Genomic DNA, 14950 nt, shown 5'->3' on the forward strand with positions numbered 1-14950 from the left:
GTGGTCTTCCCCTGGCTCGGCGGCGTCCGCATCCCCTACTCGCTCATTCTCTTCGTGGCGGCCGCCTTGCTCACGCTGTTGCTGACACCGCCGGTGCGGGCCCTGGCGCTGCGCCTCGGCGCGGTCGATCATCCCGGCCCTCGCCGCGTTCACGAGACGCCGGTGCCCAAGCTCGGCGGATGGTCGATGGCCTTCGCCGTCCTCGCCGTGGCCTGGGCCGCCTACCTGCTGCCGGGACCGCTCGGGGTGATCGACCCTCGGCCCTTCGTCGGCTTCTCGATCGCCAGCCTGGTGATCCTGGCGCTCGGCACGTTCGACGACGTCCGCGGCGCTTCTCCGGCGGTGAAGCTCTTCTTCCAGGCGGTGGCCGCGGTGGTCCTGATCCAGTTCGGACTCGGGATTCCACGGATCACGCTGCCCTTCATCGGCGAGATCTCGACCGGGTCCATGAGCGCGCCGCTGACCATCGCGTGGATCCTGCTCGTCACCAACGCCATCAACCTGATCGACGGTCTCGACGGCCTGGCCGCCGGCACGGTGCTGATCGCGTCGATGACGCTGTGGACCGTCGGGCGGATTCACGAGGACATCTACGTGCTCTTCCTGACCGCGGTGCTCGCGGGCGCGACGCTCGGGTTCCTGCGCTACAACTTTCCTCCGGCGCGGGTCTTCATGGGCGACACCGGCAGTCAATTCCTCGGCTTCGCGCTTGCCACCATCTCGCTGATCGACAACCGGAAAGGCGCCGCCACCATCACCCTCTTGTTTCCGCTGGTGGCGATGGGCGTGCCGATCCTGGATGGCTTGCTGGCGTTCGGGCGCCGCGCGCTCAGCGGCCGTTCGGTCTTCGTCGCCGACGCCGGGCACATCCATCACCGGCTGCTCAGCATCGGCCTGTCGAAGCGCTCGGCCGTGCTGGTGCTGTGGTACGTCTGCGCCTACCTGGGCGTGACGGCCGTGGTGCTGTCGGTCCTGCCGCGCCACTACGGTTGGCTGGTGGTGGCGCTGCTGGCGATGGGAATCTATCTGGCGATCCAGGTGCTCGAGTTCGTGGACCGGCGCATCCAACGAATCGAGCCGCCGTCCTCGCGCTGATCGCGCCGCGAGGCACGGCCGAGGCGGTGATCGACCTCGGAGGCTCCCCGCCACGGTCCCTTCGACCCGGCCGCTCGACCGCCCCCGGCCACGCCCGATCCGTCGAGCGCGATTCGGCAGATTTCATGCCGCGGAGAACCGGGCATATCCTCGCGGTTCAACACAGACGGGAACCACGGGCGGCGCCGCGATGATGGTCGGCAGCGTCGAGGGAATGACGGAGCGGCGCTCGTCAGTGGGCGAAGGAGTACGTCGCTTTGATGCTCCAGTGAAGCGCGATGTCCTGCTCTTCGCCGAGCGTGGCTTCTCCGCCAAAGACCGGATTGGTCTGGTTCGAGAGTCCCACCCAGCTCATCCGGATGTCGAAGCCAAAGAGGCCGTTCGCGCTGATCTGGGTGTTGAGACCACTGGCCAGATAGACGCCGGGATTGATGGCCGCCAGGTCATTGCCGGTCCCGCTCAGCTTGTTGTAGTAAGCGCCGGCGCCCAGTCCGATGTAAGGTCGAGCCGGCGTCCGCCACCGGTAGTGACGCAGGATCTCGAGCGTCCAGGGAGACTCGATCTCGACGGCGTCACCGTAGCGGCCGAGAATGTCGAACGCCGCCTGCGCTCCGTAGGACCACTTGGAGTTGCGGAAGCGGGCGAAGCCGAATCCGACGCCGATGTTGCCGTCGGCCGCTCCGGCCGCGGTCGACTTGGCGTATCCGGCGCGTACCGAGAGCCAACTGGTGCCTCGCGCCCAGAGATCGGTTTCCTGCGCCTGGAGCGGGGCTGCGCCGAGGAGAAGCATGCTCGCGGCCGTCCAGACCCACCAGCGACTGGAGCCGTCGCCTCTCATCCCACCCCTGCTCACCATCCAGCTCCTTTCGTGCTCTGCGAGCACTCACCCGGTCGAAGTAGGCCGGGGAAGCTAGCAAAGCCCGCGGCAGGCCTCAAGGACCGTAGCGGCAGCCGCTTTCGTGGCGAGGGCGTGCGATTCGCGCTTTCCCCTCCGGGCGAGGTTCGCTAGTTTGCGGGCGATGATCAGAATGCTGTGGGCGGCCATGGCCGCGGTGATGATGGCCGGCTGCGGCTCGCAGCCGCGCGAGAGCGATTCCAATCTCACGTTCGAGAGTCTCGACCCGAAGGCCGATACCAGCGGGATCTCCAGGGGCGAGGCGCTGCTTCGCGAGTTCGAGGTGGAGCGCGACGGGGCGGGCGCGATGCGCGCGAAGGGCCGCATGGATCTGCCGGACGCTACCGTGCTCGAGCTCTACATCTATCCCCCAGGGGGGTCTTCCGAGGTGCTGGGCCGCACTCGCTTCACGCTGCGTGACCGCCGCTTCGAATCGCCGCCGGTGTTCGGGCCCGGCGGCCCGCTGCCCGAGGGCAGCTATCACTTCCAGCTGCTCGGCCGGTTCGATCCCGACATTCAACCCGCCGAGGTCATGGCCGCGCTGGGCAACGGGAGTCGTCTGCGCGGGCCGGGAATCATCCGCTCGCGGTCGGGCACGATCGTGTTCATCCACGATCAGGAGGCGCGGCGTTGAGCCCGAAAGGCCCGCGACCGCCCGCAATCCGCTACCGCCCGGCTCGGCGGACCGACGTCGAGACGCTCGCCGAGCTCGGCTCGCGCACCTATCGGGTGGCGAGCGTCGAGAAGCGCCGCGAGTTCTACACCGATCATCCGCGCTTCACCCTTCGCGACGTGCGGGTCGTCGAGCTCGAAGGCCAGGTCGTGGCGTCGCTGGTCCTCTATCCGCTCCAGGCATGGGTGAGAGGACAGAAGCTCCCACTCACGGGGATCGGCTCGGTGGCGGTGTCGCCCGAGCATCGCCGGCGAGGCGTCGGCGAGGCCGCCATGCGCGCCGCGCTGCGCGAGATGCGACAGCGCGCGAATCATCTGTCCATCCTCTATGCCTTCCGCAATTCGTACTACCGCAAACTGGGCTATGGGGTGATCGAGCACCTTCATCAGCTCGCGGTCTCGGCGTCGAACCTTCCTCTGGCCGACGAGTCCCGCCGCGTGCGAAGACTGATGCTGCCGGACCGCTCGGCGGTCGAAGCGCTGTACGAGCGTGTCGCGCAGCAGGGCCACTTCGCGATCTCGCGCACGGCCGAATGGTGGGAGCGCCGTCTGTGGAACTATCCCGGCGACTGGGTCGTGTACGAAGGCCGGCGGCGGGGCCAGGTCGAAGGCTATCTCTACTACGAGGTCGAGAACTCGCACGGGCCTTTCCGCCTGGCGGTGAGTCTCAACGAGTTCGTGGCGGCGACGCCCGAAGCGCACCGCGGCCTGGTCGGCCACCTGGCATCGCTGCGCGACCAGGTGGAGGAGATCCACCATGCGTCGCCGCACGACGGAGCGTGGGCGGCGCTCCTGCGCACCGCCCAGAACCTGCGCCCCGCGGCGGAGATCGGGCCCTATCTCGACACGGGAGGGCTGGCCACGGGTGCGATGATGCGGATCACCGACGTCAAGGGCGCGCTCGAGATGTTGCCCATCACGTCCAGCGCGACCGGCGAGATCGCGCTGGAGATCCAGGATCCGGTGCTCCCGGTCAACGCCCGCGTGTACCACGTGACGGCGCGCGAGGGCCGCCTTCACGTCGGGCCCGAGCCGTCACGAAGGCTTCCGCGGCTATCCGCGGCGATCGATGTGCTGTCGCCGATCGTGACCGGCACGCTCTCCGCCGCGCGCGCCGTCGAGGTCTCCCTGGCGTCGTCCACCGGTGATGCCGCCGAGCTGGTGGAAGGCTGGTTCCGCCATCGCCCGGTCTACGTCTATCAGTTCAACGCCTTCTAGGACCGCATGAACGCAGCCCGTCCCGAATCCAATCGGCCGTTCACCGTGCTGCACGAGATGCGACCGCGCTTCCGCGACACGGATGCGATGGGTCACCTCAACAACGCTGTTTACGTCACGTACCTGGAGGTGGCCCGGCAGATCTACTGGGAACGGATCGAGCCGAGCGGTGATTACCGGCGCGTTCCTTTCATCCTGGCTCACGTCACCATCGACTTTCGCTCCGAGGCCCTGGTCTCGGAGGTGCTGGAAGTGGGGATCCGCTGCGAGTGGATCGGCTCGAAGTCGTTCGCCTTCACCTACGAGATCCGGGAGCGAGCGACGCGGCGGCTCGTGGTCGAGGCGACCTCGGTCCAGGTCTGCTACGACTACGCCGCCAAGCGCAGCATCCCGGTGCCGCCGGAGCTGGTGCGTGAGCTCGAGTCCATGGAAGGACGTCCGCTGGCTCGAGCCGCTCATCGGGATCCAGCGCGTCTCGGCTGAGCCCGGCATGCCTTCGTTCAGCGCACCACGGCGACTCTGGCCGATTCCGACTGACCGAGGCGAGTGAGTCGCACCCAGTAGAGACCGGGAGCGAGTGACGTGGCCTCTGCGATCGAAACCACATGTGCTCCCGCGCCGAGCACGCCAACGTTGCGCGTCGCCACCCGACGACCCGAGAGATCGAACAGGTCGAGTGTCGCTTTGGCGCCGTCTTCGAGCGTGAAGGCAACGCTCAAAAGCCCGGCGGTGGGATTGGGTCGGACGCCCCGAAGCCGAAGCCCACTGGAGGGGCTCGCGCCCACGGCAACCGAGGTCGGAGATCGCAGCTCCCAGACGCTCGCGCTCTTGCCACCCAGGATCAGCATCGTCGGGCCGTCGTCGAATGGCACGCCATCGGCGCCAGGCACCACGGCGAGCGGCGTATCCGAAACGTCGGGAGGGACGCCGACGGATTCCAGAGTCCAAGCCGGGCTCCCGTTCAACGAAAGGCTCCAGACTTCGCGGGTGGCGTTCCCGCCGTACACCAGCATGCGAGGAGATGTCCCTCCCATGTAGATCGCGGCGTGCTGATCGCGCGGCGACGGCGGCGTTCCGCTCGGCGTCAATTCCGTCCAGGTCGGGGTGCCGTTCAGGTCCAGGGACCAGACGTCGTTGAGGAGCGCGTCGCTCGCATCCCGACCGCCGAACACGACCATGCGTCGCTGGGCGACGTCGAAGATCGCGCTGTGGCACGAGCGGGCCGGCGGCGGCGTGCCCTCAGGCGTGATCGGCGACCAGGCGGGAGGGCTGACGTCGAGATCGAGCTGCCACAGGTCGTTCAGTGGATTCAAGGGTGGCAACAAGGCGACCGTCTGCCCGCCGAACACGATCATCCTGCGGGCCGGACTGTCGAAGATGGCCGAGTGCTCGAGTCTCGCCGCGGGTGGATCTCCCGTGGGCTCCAGCGCCGACCAGGTTCCCGTGCCGAGCTCGAGGGACCACACATCATTGACGGGCTGAAGGGAGGACTCCGAGTGGCCCGCGAAGACGATCATGCGGTCGCCGGGAGCGTCGACGACGGCGGAGTGTGCATAGCGCGGCGAGGGGAGAGCTCCGGAGTTCCCGAAGTTGATCCAGTCGTAGACCAGGTCTGGCGGCGGGTTGGGTCCCTGCCATAGCGGGATGATGAACGTGGACGTGAAGCTCGAGAAGATAGGCTCGAGGAAGTCCACGAATACTCCGCCGAAGACCAGGGTTCGGCGGCGGACGGGATCGAACACGGCAGTCTCATCGATCCATCCGGTGCGCGGGCCGAACGACGGCACCAGACGAGTCGCGGGCGCCGTCCCAGTCAGCGGAACGATCCATGCCTGGCTGGTGGTGGCTGGCGGAGTGTCGACGCATCCCCCGTAGAGGATGGCGCGGTCCTTGGGCGCGTCATAGATCAACGTGCTGCGAGATCCCATCATGATCGTGAAGGACTGCCAGGTCGGCGAGCCCGCGAGATTCAGCTGATAGCTGTCGAGTCTCACCTGGTCTCCGAAGAAGCTCTCGCCTGAGACGATCAGCATGCGATCACGCGGCGCGTCGTAGAGCGCCGCGTGCCGCGTCAGCTGCCCCGGCCCCGTTCCCGAGGTGACGATCTGGGACCACGCAGGTGGGCCGGCGAGGTCGAGCGCGAAGGTCTCGTTGCCGTCTCCGGAGTCGGGCTTCCCGCCGAACACGACCATTCGTTGGCGCTGCGAGTCGTAGACCGCGCTGGCGCCGCTTCGGGGTGTCGGCGGCGTCCCCGCGGGCGTCAGAAGAGTCCACACGGGCGGATCGGCGAGCGACAGCGCCCACACGTCGTTCAGCTTGGTTCCGTCGGTGCCTCCGAAGACGATCATCCGATCGCCGACCGGATCGTAGATCGCCGCGTGCAGCTCGCGGGCGGTGGGCGGCGAACCGCTCGGCGTGAGAAGGCTCCAGGTCTCAGGAGCCGTGAGCGAGAGCGCCAATACCTCGTTCGATCTGGCGCCGTCGTTTCCTCCGAAGACGACCATGCGATGCCGCACCGGATCGTAGATGCCCGTGTGGCCGGCGCGCGGCGATGGCGGCAACCCGAGGGCCGCGACCGGTCGCCATCGCGAAGGCCCGAGATCGGGCAGGGAGAGCTCCCACACGCCGGCACGAAGCGTCGTCGCTTCCATCCCGCCGAACGTCACCAGCCGGCGACCCGTCGGATCGAAGACGCCGCAATGCCCCTGGCGAGCGGGAAGCTGAGACTCGCGCCAGACACCGATCTGGGCCGAGGCGCCCGAAGCAAGGGCCAATAGCAACGCGGCATGGAGCAAGCCGAGCGTGCGGAAGGACGCGACGCGTCGAAGATGAGTCATGGCAGCCCTCGTCCGCGGGACTGGAGAGGCTACGTCCGGCGCGATCGACAGGCGAAGTCTAGTCGCCGCCGCGTCGAGTCCTCAACCTTCATGGTGGGGGCGCTACAGAATCTCCGCAAGCGTCAGCGTGATCTTCTTCTTCTTGCTGCCGCGCTCGACCTCGAGCGTGTGGCGCTCGCCGGCCTTTCCTTCCTCGAACATCCGTCTCAGCACTTCCGGATCGTAGGAAGCGACCGTCTGCCGGTCGATGGTCAGCACGCGATCTCCCGCCTTGAGCCCGCCCTTGGCGGCGGCTGAGCCCGGGAGCACCTGCATCGCCTCGTAGCGGTCGCCCAGCTTGGCCAGCTGGAAACCCGCCATCGAGAAACGATCGCGCTGACCGTAGCGCTGACCGGGCTGCAGATAGACCACCCGCCGGTCGTAGTCGAAAGTCACCTTGAAGCGCTCCAGGATCTGGTTGCCGATGTTGCCCGCATAGTCCTCGCTCGCCAGTCCGCCGGTCGTCGCCTGGGACAGCACCACGATGGGGTCCTTCCATTGGTAGGGGCCGATCGCGAATGACTTCATCCGGCACAACGTGCTCGTGAATGTGCCGCCGAAACCGCCACCCGTCACCTGGAAGCTCCTTCCGGCTTTCGCGTGGAGGTCGTGCTTCCTGACGAACGGACTGTGCATGTCCACCGGGGAGCCACTACCGACGTCGAGACGGAACTCTCCTTCCACAGAATCGAGCCGTGCTTTGACCACCGGAATGTTGCCGGCCATCGTCATGGGCACCGCAGCCCCCAACCCGGTTCCACGGAACGTCTTGGGATCATGGAGGGTCATCACACCGCGGTCGTAGTCCACTTCCATCACGAAGCGGCTGATGAAGTCGTAGCCCAGCACTCCGGCGATCGGTCGCCAGAAGAACGGCTCGAGATGCGGATTCAAGCCGAGCACGGCCACCTTCTGATGGCCGATCACCACACCGCCGCCCTCGCCTGCCACCACGATCGAATCGACCGCCGAGAACGACGCGCCGCCCGCGGCCCCGGCGCCGGTGACGCCGATCTGGCCCTCGGTCGCGATGCCGCGCCGCGCGGCGAATGCGCTGTCGATCACCGTCAGACTCGCGCCGGTGTCGACCAGAAAGTCCTCGGGCGGTCCGCCGTTCACGGATGCCTTCACCCAGACGTGGCGCGTGCGGTAGACGAACGGAATTCGCGCGGAGTCGGCACGGCCCACGAACCGCACGTCCCTCGTGGACGGCGTCGGTGGAGCGAACACCGAGGCCTCGATCGTGGGATTCACCCACACGCTGTCCAGGGTCAGGCGCGCCGTGTTCATCGGCATGCCTTCGACTTCGACCACCGTGAGCCGTGGCCGCCACCGACCCTCGATCATCTGGTAGTCCGTCATCCGGTTCACGATCGTCTGCTGATCGCGGCGCGAGACCACTCGCGCAAGGCGCCCGCTCTTCTGATCGAACCACAGGCGCCGCGGCCGCCCGACCGGCGGCGTGACCTCGAGCACGTCGTAGCGCCCGGCCGAGTCTCGCTCGGATTCGACGCGCTTGACGGCACCGCCGCCCTGGTCGTCCGTCAGCCACAGCTCGTTCTCGAAGTAGGTCGAAGCCTGGGAATCTTCGAGGTCCTTGCCGTCCCGTCGCGAGAGCTTGCCGTTCTGGTCCACCTGCCAGGCGACACCGCCTGCGTTCCCTTCGCGGATGGTGAACGGCCCAATGCTCGTGACACTGGCCGAGCGATCGGGGCGCTGGGACCAGATCTCCACCTGACCGGTGAGGCCGAACGCCTGGACCGATCCCTTGACGTGCAGCGCACGCTCACGCATCCAGGCATCACGGCCGCCCACCGCCTTCAGATGACGGTCCACGATCTTCTGAGCATCCGGGGTGATCGTCGCGCGGGCCGGAGCGGCGAACAGGACGAGCGCGAGGCAGGCAACGAGGAAGGACGAACTCACGCGGTCGCGACGCTTCACGCTCGACGACGTCATGACCAGCCTCCATGTGGTTGATGAGCCGCGGGCCGCATTATAAGCTCGGTGCGCTGGTGTGCTCCCCTGTCTTGTGCTCGTTCCCATGGAGGTGGAAGAGATGCTCAAGCGGATCGTTCTCGTCCTCGCAGCACTCGGCGCACTCACCGGAGTTCCCGCGGCCCACGCCGCCGCGACGCTCGGCGGAGTCGGGCCCCGTGTCGGTGTGAGCATCGACCCCGACCAGCTCGTCCTCGGCGGACAGCTCATCATCGGCGAGCTCGCACCCGATCTCACCTTCGATCCCAGCCTCGAGTTCGGGTTCGGCGACGACGTCACGGTGATCGCCATGAACTTCGACCTCCATTACCACTTCACCGTCGAGGGTTCGGCCTGGCGGCCTTATGCCGGCGCCGGACTCGGACTCGCATTCATCGAGGTGGACGGGGGCGGCGGCTCGGACACCGAAGTCGGCCTCAACCTGGTCGGCGGCGCCGGAGTCCCGACGCAGTCCGGCAACCGCTTCTTCGGCGAGCTCCGGCTGGGGCTCGGCGACATTCCGGAGATCAAGATCGTGGCCGGCTGGAACTTCAAGATCTGATCGGCGCGCGGGTGAGCCGAGCACTCATTGATTCGTCGCCATCGCGCCCGTTCGACGGCCCGCATACTTCATGCGTTCGAGGAAGTGCTCGGGCGGCAGGAATCCCTCGACTCGCGCTTCCATCACTTCCTGCCCGTCGGGTCCGATGAACACCACGGTGGGCACGCCGGAAATGCCGTAGCGTTGCTTGAGCGCCTTGGACTCCGGCGAGTCGTAGCGCGTGAGGTCCACCCGATAGGCGCGGAACGAGCGAGCCAGGGCCCGCACCCGTGAATCGGTGAAGGTGAAGCGGTCGAGCTCGTGGCAGGGCGCGCACCAGTCGGCGGAGAAGTCGATCATCACCGAATGCCCGCGGCCGAGATCCGCTGCGAGCACCTCCGCGGCGAACGGCTCGAACGCCACACTCTGACGAGGCGTGGTCGCGACGACCATGACGCCCGCCAGGGCCGCGAGGGCGCCGACTCCGTAGCGGAACAGCCGGAATCGCGGCCGGGCGGTGGCGCTCCGGTCGATGAAGCCCAGGTAGATTCCACCCAGCACCAATGCGGCCGGCAGCACCCACGGCGCCCAGTCGGGAGCGATCGCCAGCAGCAGGTAGAAGAGCCCGACGCCCAGGAGGATGACGCCGAACACCTTCTTCACCCACACCATCCAGTCGCCGGAGCGCGGCAGGCGCTGGAGCAGGTTGGAGAAGCTCGCCAGGAACAGGTATGGAAAGCCCAGCCCGAGGGCGAGTGCGAACATGGTGCGGAACCCGAACATCGCGTCGCCGCGCTGCGCGATCATCGCCAGCACCGCGACGACGAACGGCCCGACGCAAGGGGCGGCGATGATGCCGACCATCAGCCCGGAGACGAAGAGTCCCATCGCGGAAGTGGTGTTGGCGCCACCCACCCGCTGGAGCAGCCAGGCCGGCGGCTGCATCTCGTAGAGGCCGAACATCGAGAGCGAGAGTCCGATCAGCAAAGCACCGAGCGCGATGCCGACCCAGACGCTCTGCAGCGCCGCGCCGAACAACCCGCCGGTGAGCGCCGCGACGACGCCGAGCGTGGAGTACATGACCACGATGCCGAGCACGTAAAGCGAGGCCGCGCTGATCACCGTGGGCAGCGGCTCCTGGCGGCGCGCGCCGAAGATCGAGACCGTGACGCCCAGCATCGGGAACACGCACGGGGTGAGGTTGAGGAACAGGCCGCCGACGAAGAGCGCCAGGAACCACACCAGTCCGCCGCTCGCCAGCGCGGCCTCGAGGCTCTTGCCGATGGCCGCCGATTGGCTTCCCTGCGCGGGCGGCGCGATCTGGAAGGAGGAGGACGGCGCGGTCCCCGTGCCCGGGGCCGAGTCGGCGGGGGCCCCCGCGCCCTGCGGCATCGGCGCCGTCCCGCTCGAGGCTCCGGCTTCGACATCGACCGGGATCTTGAACGCGACCGTCGCGGGCGCCAGACAGATCTGGTCGTTGCACGCCTGGAAGCGCAGCGTTCCGGAGAGCGTCCGGCGTCCCCCCGGCGAGCTCGCGGCGGCGGTCAGCGGCACCTCGATGACCGCCGCGCCGTCGTAGACCAGGAGCTCGTTGTCATCGAAGGCGAGCTTCGCCTTCTTCGGCGCGGGATAGATCGGGCTCCCGGCAACGATCCCCGAGCTGGCGCTCACCTCGACCTCGGTGGGGATCAGGTAATCGAGCGCCGGCGGGTTGGCGTTCACGTGCCATCCCTCGGCGATCGCGAGCTCGATCCGAGCGCGCACGCTTCCGCCCGCGGTGATCTTCGCCTCGACCGTCGTGATCTGGACCAGCTCGGCGGCTTCCGGAACGTTCGTTCCCAATTGGGCTCGAGCGTCGGTGAAGACTGCGGCGAGCAGCGTGAGCGCCAAAGCAGGAACGAACTTCATCGAGAGGTCTCCTTGCCCGTGACGGCCGCCGGCGCTCCCTCCAGCTCGGCAGCGAAGGTTTCGAGATCGTCGGTGGGAAGCCGGCACGCACGGTCGACACAGACGTATGCGGTCGCTGCGCCCTGCGGCGCCAGCGTGGCCACGAACGGCGCCAGCCGGGCGAGGCGCTTCCTGCGCTCGCCGGAATCCACCACCATCAGCATGTCGTCCGGAAGGTAACGCCGATCGAACACCCGGATCATGGCTCGGGTGTCGGCCGCTGCGGGGTCGCCCGCCACCACGACGTGGCGGGGCTTGACCGCCGCCAGATCCATCGCCATCAGCATCCGCGGCATGGCCGAGGCGAAGGGCTCGAGCCGGCGCGCGTAGTACTCGAGCGTGCGCGCCATGAGGCGCCGCCAGTCGTCGCGATCGAGCACTTCCGCGAGGCGCTGGAGATTCCACGCCGCAACCGAATTGCCGGCGACCTCCGCTCCGTCGTGGCCGTCCTTGAGCCGCACGTGAATGGAAGGGTCAGCGGGGCTCTCGAAGAACCCCCCCTGCTCCTCGTCCCAGAAGAGCTCGATCTGGCGAGCGGTGATCTCGACGGCGCGCTCGAGCCACAGGGGATCGAAAGTGGCGGCATAGAGCTCGAGCAGCCCCTGCGCGAAATAGGCGTAGTCGTCGAGCTGGCCGGCTTCCGCGGCTTCGCCTTCGCGCCATCTCCGTCGCAGAACACCGGTCTCTTCGTCGCGCAGATGGCTCCACAGGAAGTCGGCCGCGCGGCTCGCGCGTGACGCGTACTCGGGCTGCTCGAGCACCCGCGCGCCGCGCGCGAACGCGGTGATCATGAGCCCGTTCCAGGCGGTGATGACCTTGTCGTCGCGATGGGGGCGCGGCCTCCGCGATCGCGCGGCGAGCAGCCGTGAGCGCGCGGCCTGCCAGCGGCGCTCGACCTCGTCAGGCTGGGTCCCGAGCTTGCGGGCCACGTCCTCCGGGTCTTGCGATTCGTGGAGGATCGAGGCGCCGCCCTCGAAGTTGCCCGCGGGGGTGACGCCGAAGCGCAACGCCACGAGGTGCGCGTCGTCCGCGCCCAGGACCTCCGTGAGCTCGGCGGGCGTCCACACGTAGAACTTCCCCTCCTCGCCTTCGCTGTCGGCATCCTCGGCCGAGTCGAATGCGCCTCCCCGAGCGGTGAGGTCACGCGCCACGTACTCGAAGATCCCGTGCGCCGTGGCCGCGTCGACCGGCCGCCGCGCCACCTGGAAGGCGTCGAGAAAGGCGGTCGCGATCAACGCCTGGTCGTAGAGCATCTTCTCGAAGTGCGGCACCAGCCACTGCGCATCGGTCGAGTAGCGGTGGAAACCTCCGCCCACGTGGTCATGGATCCCGCCCGCGCGCATCGCGTCGAGCTGGTGAAGCACCATCGACAGCGCCGCTTCGCGCCGCGCCGGGTCGCGCATGGCGACGCGCAGGAGGAAGTCCAGATTGACGGTGGAAGGGAACTTGGGCTGCGTGCCGAATCCACCGTGGCGGGCGTCGTAGGACGCCGAGAGCTCGCGAAAGGCGCGGTCGATCAGCGCCTCGATGGGCGGAGCTTCGCGGTCCGCGCGGTTCAGACTGGCGAGCGCTGCCAGCACCTGATCTCCCGTGCGCTCCAGATCGGCGCGCTGCGTGGTCCACACCTCGTGCACGCGCGACAGCACCTCCGCGAGGCCCGGGCGCCCGTAGGCGGATCGCGGCGGGAAGTACGTGCCCCCGAAGAACGGCTTGAGATCCGGCGTGAGGAAGACGTTGAGCGGCCACCCCCCTCCGGCGCCCATCGTCTGCATCGCGGTCATGTACACCCGATCGACGTCGGGACGCTCCTCGCGGTCCACCTTGACCGGCACGAACCAGCGGTTGAGCAGCTCGGCGATCGTGTCGTCCTCGAAGGACTCGCGCTCCATGACGTGACACCAGTGGCAGGTCGAATAGCCGATCGAGAGAAAGACCGGCTTGTCGTCGTCTCGCGCCGTTCGAAAGGCCTCCTCCCCCCAGGGTCGCCAGTCCACAGGATTCGTGGCGTGCTGGAGCAGGTAGGGGCTTTTCTGGCTCGAGAGTCGGTTGGGCTTGCGGGAGTGGTCCGCGGGGTCACGCAGCACGCGGGAAGGGTATCAGAGGCCTCCGACGCGGTGTCAGGGGCTGGTCAGCGGAATACGCCGGGCAAACCGGCCTGCCGCGCGGGCCAGGGGACCCGCCGACAGCGCGAGCAGCGTGGCGAGCGCGAGCTCGAGCGCGAGCATTCCCGCCGCGGAGATCCCGGAGGCCGTCGAAAGCCATGGAACGCCTTGGGAAACCACCGATCGGCTCGCCGTGGCCAGGGCCCAGAGTCCCTGCCAACCCCCGGCGAGTCCGCCGGCGAGCGCCAGTGACAGAACGGTGACTGGCTGGAGGATCACGCGAACCCACCAGGGAAACGCTGGCGCGACCACGGTCATCTCGAACGACTCGCTCCCGACGCGGGCCATGACGCGGTCGGTGAACCCATCGGGAGCCGAATCCCGGGCGCTCAGCGTCCGCTCCAGCGTCCGATCGACCCAGCGGTCCAGGTCTTCGGAGCTCATCCTCGCTCGCTCTCCTGCCATGCCGCGCGCAGCGCGGACCTCGCGCGACTCAGATGAGTCTTCACCGTGTTCTCCGGCATGCCGAGCACACGCGCCGCGTCCTCCACCGACCGATCGTAGAAGTAGTAGAGCGTCACCACCGCGCGCTGCGCTTCCGTCAGCCGGGTCATGAGGCGCTCCAGCTTCTCCCCTGCTTCCCCCGTGTCGGCCGATCGGTGCCCGGACGGCTCCATGGCCTCCCTGCCGATCCGCCGCGCCTCGCGCGTCCTGCGTGCCGCGAGCCTCGCCGCGCGATCGAATGCGAGCCTCACCACGATGCGGTGGAGCCACGTCGTGAAGGCGGCGTCACCGCGAAAGCGCGGAAGCGCTCGCCACACTCTCACGAACGCGTCCTGGGCCACCTCCTCGGCGTCCGCCGGGACTCGCACGATCCGCAGCGCGAGGGCATAGGCCCGATCCCGATGGCGTTCCACCAGAGCGCGGAACGCCTCGGTTTCACCACGCCGGGCCCGCTCGATCCACTCGATCTCGAGGCCGGGCGCCGGGCCCATGGTCCCCATCAGCTCCTTGGACCCGGTGTGGGGCTCGTCAGGTTTCATCGCGGCGCTGAAACCCGGGAACGACCCGCGAGGGTCCAAACCTGCGAATGGAACACCACCAGGCCGGGGCCCGGCATGGGCCCGGCGCCCCGCACCCGAAGGAGGGCAAGGCCATGTTCGGATTCGACGGCGGAGACTTCATCCCGTTTCTGGTGTTTTCGATCCCCATCATCGCGATCGTCGGCGGCATCACCACGGGCATCATCAAGACGCTCGGTCGGCAGCGACTGATCGAGCTGGCTCAGCAGGAGCGGATCGCCGCGATCCAGCGCGGCATCGACGTCTCGAAGCTTCCGCCCCTGCCCAACATCGGGCTCGACGAAGACGACCTGCTCGGACTCTCCGGCCCCGAGCGAGACCGACGTCGCGCGCAGGGGCTCCTGATCGCGGGGATCATCACGCTGGCTGTCTCCGCCGGGCTCATCGCGTTCTTCACGCTGATGGAGCCGGGCAAGAACCTCTGGGCGGTCGGCATCATTCCAGGCGCCGCGGGTGTCGCGCTGCTGCTCTCGGCGTTGATCGTCCATCCCCGGGGCGGAGTGGCCGGCAATCCTCCGAGCGCGTAGCCGGTTTTCCCTATCCAC

13 protein-coding genes are annotated in these 14950 nt (G+C 68.1%); 6 read left to right on the top strand and 7 right to left on the bottom strand.

Translation table 11 applies throughout. From position 1 onward, the window contains the following. Complete coding sequence (locus VFQ05_09930) at positions 1–1095, top strand: MraY family glycosyltransferase (GenBank protein HET9327080.1); 1095 nt, start codon at positions 1–3, stop codon at positions 1093–1095. A 232-nt stretch (positions 1096–1327) separates the two neighbouring features. Here the strand turns inward: VFQ05_09930 and VFQ05_09935 are convergent, their stop codons facing one another. After that, the gene (locus VFQ05_09935; protein ID HET9327081.1) at positions 1328–1933 is read right to left on the bottom strand and encodes a hypothetical protein; all 606 of its coding nucleotides are present in this window, start codon (positions 1931–1933) and stop codon (positions 1328–1330) included. Positions 1934–2114: 181 nt separating this feature from the next. Here VFQ05_09935 and VFQ05_09940 point away from each other — a divergent pair, with 181 nt between their 5' ends. From VFQ05_09940 to VFQ05_09950, 3 genes are read left to right on the top strand one after another with little or no spacing between them, the layout of a single operon-like run. Further along, positions 2115–2624 (top strand): hypothetical protein, encoded by a 510-nt coding sequence (locus tag VFQ05_09940; GenBank protein HET9327082.1) that lies wholly within the window; start codon positions 2115–2117, stop codon positions 2622–2624. Next, positions 2621–3880 carry a GNAT family N-acetyltransferase gene (locus VFQ05_09945; GenBank protein ID HET9327083.1) on the top strand — a complete coding sequence of 420 codons (1260 nt, stop codon included), beginning with the start codon at positions 2621–2623 and terminating at the stop codon, positions 3878–3880. Before VFQ05_09940 ends, VFQ05_09945 begins: the two co-directional genes overlap by 4 nt. A 6-nt stretch (positions 3881–3886) precedes the next feature. Beyond that, positions 3887–4363 (top strand): thioesterase family protein, encoded by a 477-nt coding sequence (locus VFQ05_09950; GenBank protein HET9327084.1) that lies wholly within the window; start codon positions 3887–3889, stop codon positions 4361–4363. Positions 4364–4380: 17 nt separating this feature from the next. Here the strand turns inward: VFQ05_09950 and VFQ05_09955 are convergent, their stop codons facing one another. Both VFQ05_09955 and VFQ05_09960 read right to left on the bottom strand, forming a co-directional pair. Continuing rightward, complete coding sequence (locus tag VFQ05_09955; GenBank protein ID HET9327085.1) at positions 4381–6717, bottom strand: kelch repeat-containing protein; 2337 nt, start codon at positions 6715–6717, stop codon at positions 4381–4383. A gap of 102 nt (positions 6718–6819) precedes the next feature. After that, entirely contained in the window at positions 6820–8715 is a 1896-nt protein-coding gene (locus VFQ05_09960) for an aspartyl protease family protein (protein ID HET9327086.1), read from the bottom strand. A 100-nt stretch (positions 8716–8815) separates the two neighbouring features. On the opposite strand from VFQ05_09960, the gene VFQ05_09965 reads away from it, so the two are divergent. Next, positions 8816–9295 (top strand): hypothetical protein, encoded by a 480-nt coding sequence (locus VFQ05_09965; protein ID HET9327087.1) that lies wholly within the window; start codon positions 8816–8818, stop codon positions 9293–9295. 24 nt (positions 9296–9319) lie between these two features. Here VFQ05_09965 and VFQ05_09970 read toward each other — a convergent pair whose 3' ends face one another. Genes VFQ05_09970 through VFQ05_09985 form a run of 4 tightly spaced genes read right to left on the bottom strand, consistent with a single transcriptional unit; the run spans position 9320 to position 14366 of the window. After that, positions 9320–11182 carry a cytochrome c biogenesis protein CcdA gene (locus VFQ05_09970; protein HET9327088.1) on the bottom strand — a complete coding sequence of 621 codons (1863 nt, stop codon included), beginning with the start codon at positions 11180–11182 and terminating at the stop codon, positions 9320–9322. Beyond that, the gene (locus VFQ05_09975; protein ID HET9327089.1) at positions 11179–13305 is read right to left on the bottom strand and encodes a thioredoxin domain-containing protein; all 2127 of its coding nucleotides are present in this window, start codon (positions 13303–13305) and stop codon (positions 11179–11181) included. The genes VFQ05_09970 and VFQ05_09975 overlap by 4 nt, the downstream gene beginning before the upstream one ends. A 33-nt stretch (positions 13306–13338) precedes the next feature. After that, positions 13339–13767 (bottom strand): hypothetical protein, encoded by a 429-nt coding sequence (locus tag VFQ05_09980; GenBank protein HET9327090.1) that lies wholly within the window; start codon positions 13765–13767, stop codon positions 13339–13341. Beyond that, positions 13764–14366: an RNA polymerase sigma factor gene (locus VFQ05_09985; protein HET9327091.1), complete on the bottom strand. Its 603-nt coding sequence runs from the start codon at positions 14364–14366 to the stop codon at positions 13764–13766. The genes VFQ05_09980 and VFQ05_09985 overlap by 4 nt, the downstream gene beginning before the upstream one ends. 113 nt (positions 14367–14479) lie before the next feature. On the opposite strand from VFQ05_09985, the gene VFQ05_09990 reads away from it, so the two are divergent. Further along, positions 14480–14932 (top strand): hypothetical protein, encoded by a 453-nt coding sequence (locus VFQ05_09990; protein ID HET9327092.1) that lies wholly within the window; start codon positions 14480–14482, stop codon positions 14930–14932. Positions 14933–14950 lie beyond the last annotated feature (18 nt).

The sequence above is a fragment of the Candidatus Eisenbacteria bacterium genome (assembly GCA_035712145.1).
GTDB lineage: Bacteria > Eisenbacteria > RBG-16-71-46 > RBG-16-71-46 > RBG-16-71-46 > DASTBI01.